Consider the following 4,149-nt stretch of genomic DNA (forward strand, 5'->3'; position numbering starts at 1 on the left):
GGCCGCCGATCTGTTCGGGATCAGGAGTCCGAGTGGCAAGGCGGCGAGGATGGTCAGAATCGCGATCATGGCTTTTCCTTGGGTTGCGTTGAGGCGTGTATGAACGATTTGCGGAGGACACCGATCAGGCCGATCCGTTGGTGTTCGGAAAGAGGCGGTGCGGTTTCCGCGTCCATCTGCGTGTACGGCGTCTTCCGGTAGTCGGCGGTCGGCGGTTCCATGACCGTCGCCTGGTTGGTCAGTCGGTTCCCCGCAGGCGAGTCATGGCGCGCCGGTGGATTCGGGCACCGATCACGCGCCAGGCAAGCCGAAGAGGTGCCGGGAGCAGGCGGAGGAACGCCGCTCGTTCGGCCGGTGTGGCGTCCTCCAGGATCGCGCCGAGGAGGACGAATGCCTTGCTGTTCTTGGGCAGGCCTTCCTGCCCGCGTTTGCTGAGTGCCTCCCATTCGGAGCGGGTGATGTGCACGTCGACCAGCGGGAGGACCGTGTTCTCCTCCTCGTTCAGGTGCTCGTCGATTGCGATTGATGCCTGCTCGTGGACGGCGGCCAGCTCGTCACGCGTGCCTGCGTCGGCACGGTCCCGCCAAACGGGGAGCAGTTCACTGATGTGGTGGAGCAGTACCGCAAGGTGCTGGTGCTGGGTTTCCATGCGGCGCACCAGGTCGGTGTCCAACTGGCCGACCCGCTGTAGCAGCAGCGGCCAGAGCATTTCGTCCTCGCTGGTGTGGTGGTGGTGCAGTCCCTTGACGAGATCCAGATAGAACTCGCCAACGACGGCGGCGCGGATGCGATCACCGTCGGCAACGGCTCGGATCAGGCCGGGGGCCAGGCGGAACTCGCGGCGGAACAGGCGGTGGACAACGACCATTTCCCAGGTGTTCCCGCGGTCGGTAATGGCAGGCATGAGCTGTGACCCTCGCTCTCAATCGGCATCGGATGGGTTGCGATCACGGCCTTTGTGAACGCGGGCGTCATGCCGCGTGAGACGGCGATCGAGGAGCGGGCGGCCGCGCCGCCTGCCACCGGGAACGCTCCGCGCGCGTTGGCCGAGCTGGACGTGGCCGTGCCGGCTGCGCCGCACTGGGTGCGGAGGTGGGTGCCGGTCATCGTCGGCCTGTATCGCTGTGGACGACGCGCTCGCCGCGCTGTGGAAGGTCTCCGGCTTCCCGGCGATGAGTTGGGCATCAACCAGCGGCCCGAGCTGCAGCGGCCCGAGCTGCAGCGGCCCGAGCGGCTCGTCCTGGCCCAAGACCCCTGCGTGCTACTGCCTGCGCCGCCCCGGCCGCCAACACGCGACAATGCTGCCGGGGCGTTGGGGCTGTGCTGCGCGGATCGGTGCAGGTTCTGCGTCGTGTACATGCGCCCTACTCTGCCCACGAGCAGTTGAGGTGTCCTTGGAGTCGAGCGCGCGACTGTTGGACACCAGCGCGCATCGGCGCCGGCGCTCAAGCAGGCGGCTCGAAATCGTGGATTTCTGCCAACGAACTCGAGGCGGCGAGTGCGGTGACTGACCCGATCACCTGACCCGGAACCTCACGTTGAACTTCGCACACCGCAAGAGGATTGTGGGGTTACTCGCGGGGGCGTCGATCGCGTCGGAAGACGGGCAGGGAGCACGGGCATGGCGGCACGTCTTCGCAAGGCTTGGCCGGTCGTCGCCTGGTGGTCGCTGGTCGGCGTCGACGTGGTGGTCGTCGCGGTGTTTGCGGTCACCGCTGCTACCGACCCTTACCACGTCCTGGAAGGGGAGAGGGTGGAGATCCACAATTTCCAGGGTCTGCTGCCCACTGCGATCGTGGTGGTGCTGCGATCGATGACGCTGGTGGCTGAGCGACGCCTGCTGCCGGTGGCGCATGGCGCGTTGGTACTGGCCGGCCGTTTGGCTTCCCTGATCGGTTTCAACTACATCGGACGATGGCTGTACGAGCGTGCCTATGGGCGCTGGTATGAGGTGATCCTGGGCGGAACGGTCGGGTACGCATTCGCTGGCGTCCTAGGCATCGGGCTGGCCGCGCTGATCTACAACCTCTCCCGTTATCGGATCGTCGAGCCGGGACGGAAACGCCCGCCGGGTGGCGCGTCGATCGGCGCCGCCGACCCGCTGCCAGCGGTGCCCCGGTCGGCGACCGACATGACTTCAGAGCCCGATGTCTCCGTGGCGCCGGTCCCCGGGCGTCGTCAGCTGACCAGGGATTCCCTGTTCAGCGTTGTCGGGGTATTCATTGGCGTCACCGGCCTTGTCATGGGCGTGACGAATCTAGTCCGTCTCGGCTTGGCGGTTCTGGTCGGCGCGGCGGTCGTCGCCGCCATCGCCTTGCTCGCACGCGGAAAACACGATTCCGCAGAATCCTCTCGGCCTTCCGACGCGAACATGTAGTTATGGATCGACACCGGCAATAGGGATGCGACTGCGCTCATTCCTTCCCGTCGACACTCATGCGATTGACCATCGACGCTGGCTCGCCTTTTATCCGGGGCAGACCCAGGGCTTGATCAAGTTCCGGAGACGTGACGCTGGTCTGGTGGTGACCGGTTGGGGTGCATAGCAGAGCAGGCACGGGCTTCGTGATCATTGGGGTGTCGAAGCTCAACGATCATGAGGTGGCCCGTGCCTGCCGTTGTATCTTCTCCCATTCCCCCGGTGCTGCTGAAGCTGGCCTCCTTGGATGCTGGCCGTGTCGCTGACCTGCGGTCTTTCCTGGACCTGGTGCCCGACCCGCGCTCACGGCGGGGCCGCTGGTACTCGCTGACCGCGATCCTCCTCGTCTGTGCCTGCGCGGCTGTTTCGGGAGCGAGGAGCATCGACGAGATCGCCGAGTGGGCGGGGCGGGCCTCGGACGCCGTGCTGACGAGCATCGGCGTCCGGCGGCATCCTCTGCGGTGGCGCCGTGCCCCCTCGCGGACCACGATCGGCCGCGTGCTGGCGGTCGTTGACGGTGACGCTCTGGACCGGGCCGTCGGCACCTACCTCGCCGGCCACCACAGCACCGGTACCGACTCCGGACAACGACAAAGGATCGCCGTCGACGGCAAGTCGCTGAGAGGGTCGGCCCGCCTGCTGGCCGGCCGCAGGCACCTGCTCTCCGCCGTCACCCACCACCGGGCCATGACTGTCGCCCAGACCGAAGTCGGGGCGAAGACCAACGAGACCGCGCACTTCAAGCCCCTGCTCGAACCGCTGGACCTGGACGGAGTACTCGTCACCTTCGACGCCCTGCACTCGGTACAAGCGAACATCACCTGGCTGGTCAACACCAAGAACGCCCACTACATCGCCATGATCAAGCGCAACCAGCCGACCGCCTACCGGCAGCTCGCCGCCCTGCCCTGGCCGGACATCGCCATCCAGCACACCGCCTCCTCCACCGGGCACGGCCGCCGCGAGTCCCGCTCCATCAAGACCTGCGGCATCGCCGACGAACTCGGCGGGATCGCCTTCCCCCACGCCCGCCTCGCCGTCCGCGTCCACCGACGCCGCCGGCAGGCCCGCCGACGCGAGAGTCGCGAGACCGTCTACGCCGTCACCAGCCTCGACGCCCACCAGACCACCCCGGCCGAACTCGCCGCCGCGATCCGCGGCCACTGGGGCATTGAAGCCCTGCACCACGTCAGAGACGTGACCTACGCCGAGGACGCCTCCACCCTCCACACCGGCACCGGCCCCCGAGCCATGGCCACCTTCCGCAACCTCGCCATCGGCCTGCTCAAAACCCTCGGAGCCGACAACATCGCCAAGACCACCCGAGCAATCCGCGACCGCCCCGAACGAGCCCTCCCGCTCCTGGGCATCATCAACAACCCCGACGTTCAAGGAACTTGATCAAGCCCTGGGGCAGACCTCCATCGCGCATTTTGCGCGGGCCCGTTGGAAAGGTTGATCGATGGGCCGCTGGCCCACGCCGGTTCGGCATGATTTCGAGTCGCCTCCGGGGGAGCGTCGGCGCTGATGCGCGCTGGTGTCCAATAGTCGCGCGCTCGACTCCAAGGACACCCATACTGCTCGCGGGCAGAGTGATGCGCATGTACCTGACGCAGAGTTTGCATCGATCCGCGCAGCACAGCCCCAACGCGCCGGCGACCGTCTGTGGTGAGCGGGTGCGGAGCTTCGGTGAACAGGCCGGTCGGGTGGCCCGGCTGGCGGGTGCGCTA

At 67.0% G+C, this 4,149-nt stretch carries 4 protein-coding genes; 2 read left to right on the forward strand and 2 right to left on the reverse strand.

The annotated features are described in order from the left end of the window. Nucleotides 1–65: 65 nt before the first annotated feature. Together ACGWYJ_RS38585 and ACGWYJ_RS38590 are read right to left on the reverse strand one after the other, a co-directional pair. Complete coding sequence (locus tag ACGWYJ_RS38585; RefSeq protein WP_395111633.1) at nt 66–221, reverse strand: hypothetical protein; 156 nt, start codon at nt 219–221, stop codon at nt 66–68. 17 nt (nt 222–238) lie between these two features. Further along, nucleotides 239–904: a hemerythrin domain-containing protein gene (locus ACGWYJ_RS38590; RefSeq protein ID WP_395111634.1), complete on the reverse strand. Its 666-nt coding sequence runs from the start codon at nt 902–904 to the stop codon at nt 239–241. 717 nt (nt 905–1,621) lie between these two features. Here ACGWYJ_RS38590 and ACGWYJ_RS38595 point away from each other — a divergent pair. Together ACGWYJ_RS38595 and ACGWYJ_RS38600 are read left to right on the forward strand one after the other, a co-directional pair. Continuing rightward, nucleotides 1,622–2,377, forward strand: a complete 756-nt coding sequence (locus tag ACGWYJ_RS38595; protein WP_395111635.1) for a hypothetical protein — start codon at nt 1,622–1,624, stop codon at nt 2,375–2,377. A gap of 264 nt (nt 2,378–2,641) precedes the next feature. After that, nucleotides 2,642–3,820 (forward strand): ISAs1 family transposase, encoded by a 1,179-nt coding sequence (locus ACGWYJ_RS38600; RefSeq protein WP_395111636.1) that lies wholly within the window; start codon nt 2,642–2,644, stop codon nt 3,818–3,820. Nucleotides 3,821–4,149: the final 329 nt, after the last annotated feature.

The organism is Actinomadura sp. SCN-SB (assembly GCF_043906805.1).
Classification (GTDB): Bacteria; Actinomycetota; Actinomycetes; order Streptosporangiales; family Streptosporangiaceae; genus Spirillospora.